This is a genomic window from Flavobacterium sp. (genome assembly GCF_029242675.1).
Taxonomy (GTDB): Bacteria; Bacteroidota; Bacteroidia; order Flavobacteriales; family Flavobacteriaceae; genus Flavobacterium.
The window spans coordinates 1-6,083 of record NZ_JAQWTM010000301.1 but is presented as its reverse complement, the minus strand read 5'-3'; the positions used below and the strand labels follow the sequence as shown (position 1 = coordinate 6,083).

Annotated in this window: 4 protein-coding genes; 3 read left to right on the top strand and 1 reads right to left on the bottom strand. The window is 36.7% G+C overall.

Translation table 11 applies throughout. The annotated features are described in order from the left end of the window. Window positions 1–1,359 (top strand): dihydrolipoamide acetyltransferase family protein (locus tag P8M54_RS10895; RefSeq protein ID WP_300287883.1); only part of this gene is annotated, 1,359 nt, incomplete at its 5' end. Between the two features lie 261 nt (window positions 1,360–1,620). Further along, entirely contained in the window at window positions 1,621–2,001 is a 381-nt protein-coding gene (locus P8M54_RS10890; RefSeq protein ID WP_300287881.1) for a RidA family protein, read from the top strand. Window positions 2,002–3,766: 1,765 nt separating this feature from the next. Here the strand turns inward: P8M54_RS10890 and P8M54_RS10885 are convergent. Then, window positions 3,767–5,044, bottom strand: coding sequence for a glycosyltransferase (locus tag P8M54_RS10885; protein WP_300287879.1), 1,278 nt, complete (start codon window positions 5,042–5,044; stop codon window positions 3,767–3,769). Window positions 5,045–5,311: 267 nt separating this feature from the next. Between P8M54_RS10885 and P8M54_RS10880 the strand changes: the two genes are divergently transcribed. Next, window positions 5,312–5,893 carry a tRNA-(ms[2]io[6]A)-hydroxylase gene (locus P8M54_RS10880; RefSeq protein ID WP_300287877.1) on the top strand — a complete coding sequence of 194 codons (582 nt, stop codon included), beginning with the start codon at window positions 5,312–5,314 and terminating at the stop codon, window positions 5,891–5,893. Window positions 5,894–6,083 lie beyond the last annotated feature (190 nt).

Sequence of the window (6,083 nt, the reverse complement as noted above, 5' to 3'; positions counted from 1 at the left end):
GTTAACTGCTATGATTTCATAGAAGAAACATACTTCAACACAAAAAAACTATCTTTTCCAAAAGGAGTTGTTGTAGTAACTATGCCGAGTTTAAGTGATACGATGACCGAAGGTACCGTAGCAACTTGGTTAAAGAATGTTGGAGACAAAGTAAATGAAGGAGACATCTTAGCTGAAATCGAAACGGATAAAGCAACAATGGAGTTCGAATCATTCAATGAAGGAACTTTATTGCACATCGGAATCGAAGCGGGTAGCACAGCTCCAATTGATAGCTTATTAGCAATCATTGGACCTGCAGGAACTGATATCTCAGAAATTGCATCCAACTTTAAAGCGGGTGCAAAAACAGAAGAAACTGAAAGTACTTCAGAGTCTGCAAAAGCAGACAACGAAACTACTACAGCTCCAATAGTACAAGAAGAAAGTACTGACGGAAAAAGAATATTAGCATCTCCACTAGCTAAAAAAATTGCTAGTGACAAAGGAATACAATTAAACCAAGTTAAAGGTTCTGGAGAAAACGGACGTATCATCAAAAGCGATATCGAAAATTTCACACCAGCAACCAATACGACGCAACAACCGGCTGCTGCACCAATTGCAGCTCCAACGCCTACTGAAACAGCTAGCGCAGCTGCTGCTCCTGCACCAAAAGTGTTCGTGCCTGCTGGAGAAGTATTTACTGAAGAAATCAAGAATTCGCAAATGCGTAAAATCATTGCGAAAAGATTAGCTGAATCATTGTTTACAGCGCCTCATTACAACCTGACTATCGAAGTTGCGATGGATGATGCTATGCAAGCAAGAACAGCTATCAATAGCCTACCAGATACAAAAGTTTCATTCAACGATATGGTTATCAAAGCATGTGCAATGGCTTTGAAAAAACATCCAAAAATCAACTCTCAGTGGAAAGAAGATGCAATCACCATTAATCACCATGTGAATATTGGAGTTGCAGTAGCTGTAGAAGATGGATTAGTTGTTCCTGTATTGAAGTTCACCGATGCAATGAGCTTGTCTCAAATTGGTGGAAGCGTGAGAGATTTAGCTGGAAGAGCGAAAAACAAAAAACTACTACCTACTGAAATGGAAGGAAGTACGTTTACCGTTTCTAACTTAGGAATGTTTGGAATCGTAGAATTCAATTCTATCATCAACCAACCTAACTCAGCAATCCTATCTGTAGGAGCAATTGTAGAGAAACCAGTCGTTAAAAACGGCCAAATTGTTGTAGGTAACACCATGATGCTTTCATTAGCTTGCGACCACCGTACCATCGATGGAGCAACGGGAGCACAGTTTTTACAAACACTAAAACAATACATTGAAAGCCCAGTAACTATGCTTGCATAACTACTGCTATTTTATAAAAACTAAACCCGTCTCGAGCAATCTTGACGGGTTTTTTATTTTGGCATGACCCCACTTCCACTACCGTTCCAGCGAGGTCGGGCTTTACGCTAAATCTTTTATTTCGTTCTCACTTCATAAAAGGATATCGCTGCAATCCCTCATGCAAAAGAAACATACTACAGATTATATTTTTAACTTCGTCACTAACAATTTCACTTTTATTGTCTTTAAAAGAGAACACTACATAAAACTACTATATCTATGAAGAAATATTTTATCGAGCCGAAAGAAGGCTTCTCACAAGCCGTCATTACAGAAACCACGACTACTAAAACAATTCACATATCCGGCCAAATTGGCGACGGCAACAACCTAGAAAGCCAAACGACTAGTACATTCCGAAACCTAGAACAACAGCTTTTAAATTGCAATGCAACCTTTAAGGATGTAGTAAAAATGACAACATACATCGTCAACTTTAACCCTGAGCAAGACTTGCCTATTTTTAGAAAAGTGAGAAAAGAGTTTTTAGGAGAAAGCAATTATCCTGCTAGTACATTAGTTGGTGTTTCCATACTAGGAAAAAGAGAATGTTTAATTGAAATGGAAGCAATTGCTATAATTGAAAAAACTAACCTCTAAGATTTCTGACTAAAAAGCGAAAAATAATTGGAGTACTAATTATATCGCCGTGATCTTTTAAAAAGACAATGCAATTCTATAAACAACCACAATACAACCCTAACAATTTGTCATTTTAACGAAGGAATAAAAGCAACACGCTCACATATTGATGATTCCTAATTCATAATATGGTGAAATAATCATATAAACATACATAATGCACTCCTTGCTATTTGTCATTCTGACGAAGGAAGAATCCAATCAACGCGCTCACATAATGGAGATTCTTCGTTCCTCAGAATGACGAAATAGCTAAATACCAAAAATTGTAACTCCGACTTTAGATAGCACTAAACTACAAGAGCGCATAATGGAGATTCTTCGTTCCTCAGAAAACCAAAGTTATGCTGCAATAAAATCATTGTAATTCATCCCCAACTATTTGTCATTCTGACGAAGGAAGAATCCAATCAACGCTCTCACATAATGGAGATTCTTCGTTCCTCAGAATGACAAAATAGCTAAATACCAAAAATTGCAACTCGGACTTTAGATAGCACTAAACTATAAGAGCGCATAATGTAGTTTCTTCGTTCCTCAGAAAACCAAAGTTATGCTGCGATAAAATCATTGTAATTCATCCCCCAATATTTGTCATTCTGACGATGGAAGAATCCAAACAACGCGCTCACATAATGGTGATTCTTTGTCACTAAACAAGATAAAATAATCATATAAACACCCCCATTATGCTACCTGCTATTTGTCATTCTGACGAAGGAAGAATCTAAACAACGCGCTCACATAATGGAGATTCTTCGTTCCTCAGAATGACAAAATAGCTAAATACCAAAAATTGTAACTCGGACTTTAGATAGCACCAAACTATAAGAGCACATAATGTAGTTTCTTCGTTCCTCAGAATGACAAAATAAACGACTCATGATTCAAGACAATTTCTACTATATACACCCAAAATTGTAATTCTGACGAAAGAAGAATCTAAACAACGCGCTCACATAATGGAGATTCTTCGTTCCTCAGAATTACAAAATAACTACATACCAAAAATTGTAGTTCCGACTTTAGATAGCACCAAACTATAAGAGCGCATAATATAGTTTCTTCGTTCCTCAGGATAACAAAATAAACATATCATGATTTTAAACATTTTCTACCATACACGCCCAAAATTGTCATTCTGACGAAGGAAGAATCTAAACAACACGCTTACAAAACGGAGATTCTTCGTTCCTCAGAATGACAAAATAAACGAATCATGATTCTAGAAAATTTTTACCATAAACGCCCAAAATTGTCATTCTGACGAAGGAAGAATCCAAACAACACGCTTACAAAACGGAAAAGTTTTTGTCACTAAACAAGATAAAATAATCTTATAAACACCCACTATATGCTACCTGCTATTTGTCATTCTGACGAAGGAAGAATCCAAACAACGCGCTCACATAATGGAGATTCTTAGTTCCTCAGAATGACAAAATAGCTAAATACCAAAAATTGTAACTCGGACTTTAGATAGCACCAAACTATAAGAGCACATAATGTAGTTTCTTCCTTCGTCATAATGACAAAATAAACGACTCATGATTCAAGACAATTTCTACCATATACACCCAATATTGTCATTCTGACGAAGGAAGAATCCAAGCAACGCGCTCACATAATGGAGATTCTTCGTTCCTCAGAATGACAAATAAACAGGAACAAACTTCAATTTAAAAAAAATGGAGCAAAGCACATAAGCAACACTACTCTCTTGCTACTTATTCTTTTCCTCGATCCATTTAGACATGTACTTCGTGCTTCTTAATGTATGGTGCTGCAAAAGCTCTCCCATAAAATTATTCAAACGATGTTGAGGCAATTCCTTCAATAGTTTTTGAATCTTGGATTCAAAATTGGCTTCGAACACGCTTTTTAAGTAGCGCTTCCTTACTATTTCTAAGCCTTTAATTCGAGCAGTTTCCCATAGTTTTTCATTACCATACAATTCGACTGCTTTTACAGCAAAAAGGGCAGGATCATCCGTGACTGCGCCATTCCAAGGCAACGCTCCATGCATGGATTCAGCACCTATTGCGGTCGTAACACTAGGCGTACCACATTGCATTGCTTCCAACAATTTACCTTTTATTCCGGCTCCAAATCGCAAAGGCGCGAGAACCATACGTGCCTTCATTACAACCTCTTTTGTATCAGCGGCACGACCGTGAATTAAAAATCCATTTTTTACATCGTGTAACTGCAACACCTTTTGAGAAGGATAAGCTCCATAAATATTTAAAACCGCATCCGGCAGCTGCTTTCGTATCAAAGGCCAAATCACTTCTTTGAGATACTGTACTGCATTCCAATTGGGCTCATGAAGAAAATTACCAATAAAAACAAAACCAACCCTATCATTGAATTTCGGCAAACTATCAAGAATAGGAAAATCATGATCGTCCTGCAGTAATGGAAGATAAAATAATAATGAAGGATCAATCTTAAAAGTAGTTTGTAACAACTCCATTTCGTATTCAGAAATCATTAAGGTTAAGTCGCAACGTAGAATACTTGCTATTTCCCGTTTGGCTACTTCCTCAATTAGTAGATCATTAATTGTAAAATGGCGGTTTTGCTTAACTGCTTTTTGTCGTGCTAAACGCAAACAATGTAAGTCTTCAGTATCTAAAAGACGGACTGCTGTAGGGCAACTGTCTGCAACACGCCAACCAAATTGCTCTTCGATCATAAACCGATCGAATAAAACTATGGAAGGATTCAACTCTTTCAAAAACGAATCAAAGCTGTCAGAGTTCAGTACAATTGATTTTTTATGGACCTCAAATACACTCAAATCAATCATAAATTCGCTGTCCTGCGCTGGACTTGCAAAAGTAATGGTATACCCTTGTTTTTGAAACAAAGCAATTAATTGCATCATTCGCCCACCCGCTGCAGAGGAATTAGGCTCAGGCCAAACAAAACCAATAATTAAAAGTGATTGCACGGTATAGCGATATAAATTAGTAGTGCAAAGTAAATGTATTTCCAATGAAATACGCTTGCCTTGAATTATATATTAAACAGCTAATTCGAATTATCATTTTTAAAAAAAATATTCTAGTGGGGATTTTGCGTGAGGGACAGGAGTGAAAATCCTTTTTTGGGGCTTTTTTTAGACCCAAAAAAGATTGTAATGTATTGCCCGACCCGCGCTTTTTAGCGGGTCACGCCCTAAAGAACAAAATAGGATTGCGTTATGAAACTTTACTTATTTAGAAAGAAAACCTTAATTTTGTAGAAACTAAAAAGTTAGGAGATGCTAGGATTAAAATTAGTAACAGACCCACGATGGGTAAATATAGTGGAATCAAATATTGAAGAGATACTGACTGATCACGCATGGTGCGAGCAAAAAGCAGCTTCGAATGCCATCAGTTTGATCACCCAAAACTCTGAAAAAGAAGAATTAATAACCGAATTAATGATCATTGCCAGGGAAGAATTAGAGCATTTACAAATGGTTCACGACCTAATTAAAAGCAAAGGATTGAGTTTGGGCCGCGAACGTAAGGATCATTATGTTAATGAATTATTTAAATTCATGAAAAAAGATGGTAGCCGCAACGATGCTTTATGTGAACGATTACTTTTCTCAGCTATGATCGAAGCAAGAAGTTGTGAACGTTTCAAGGTTTTGTCTGAAAATATTAAAGATGCAGAACTCGCTAAATTTTACCGTGATTTAATGATTAGTGAAGCGGGACATTACACCACCTTTTTAGGTTTCGCCCGCAAATACGCCGACAATATTGACGTGGACAAACGATGGAAAGAATGGATTGAATTTGAAACATCGATTATTACAAACTATGGTAAAAACGAAACCATTCACGGCTAACTTAAATCAGTTAGGCTTATTCTAATAAAAAAAAGGATACCGTTTTTGAGAGGGCACTGAAAAAGTCCTCAACAAGTAAATTTTAAATAAAAAGTGGTAAAATTGAAGCGAGTTATGCTTTCAATTTCACCATTTTTTTTGTATTTTGTCTTATCATAAAACCCCAACATGGTAGGCCAGCAACAAACAT

Excerpts from the sequence above, each read along its gene's own strand:
- P8M54_RS10890 (WP_300287881.1), top strand. The coding sequence starts at position 1,621 with ATGAAGAAATATTTTATCGAGCCGAAAGAAGGCTTCTCACAAGCCGTC.
- P8M54_RS10880 (WP_300287877.1), top strand. The coding sequence starts at position 5,312 with ATGCTAGGATTAAAATTAGTAACAGACCCACGATGGGTAAATATAGTG.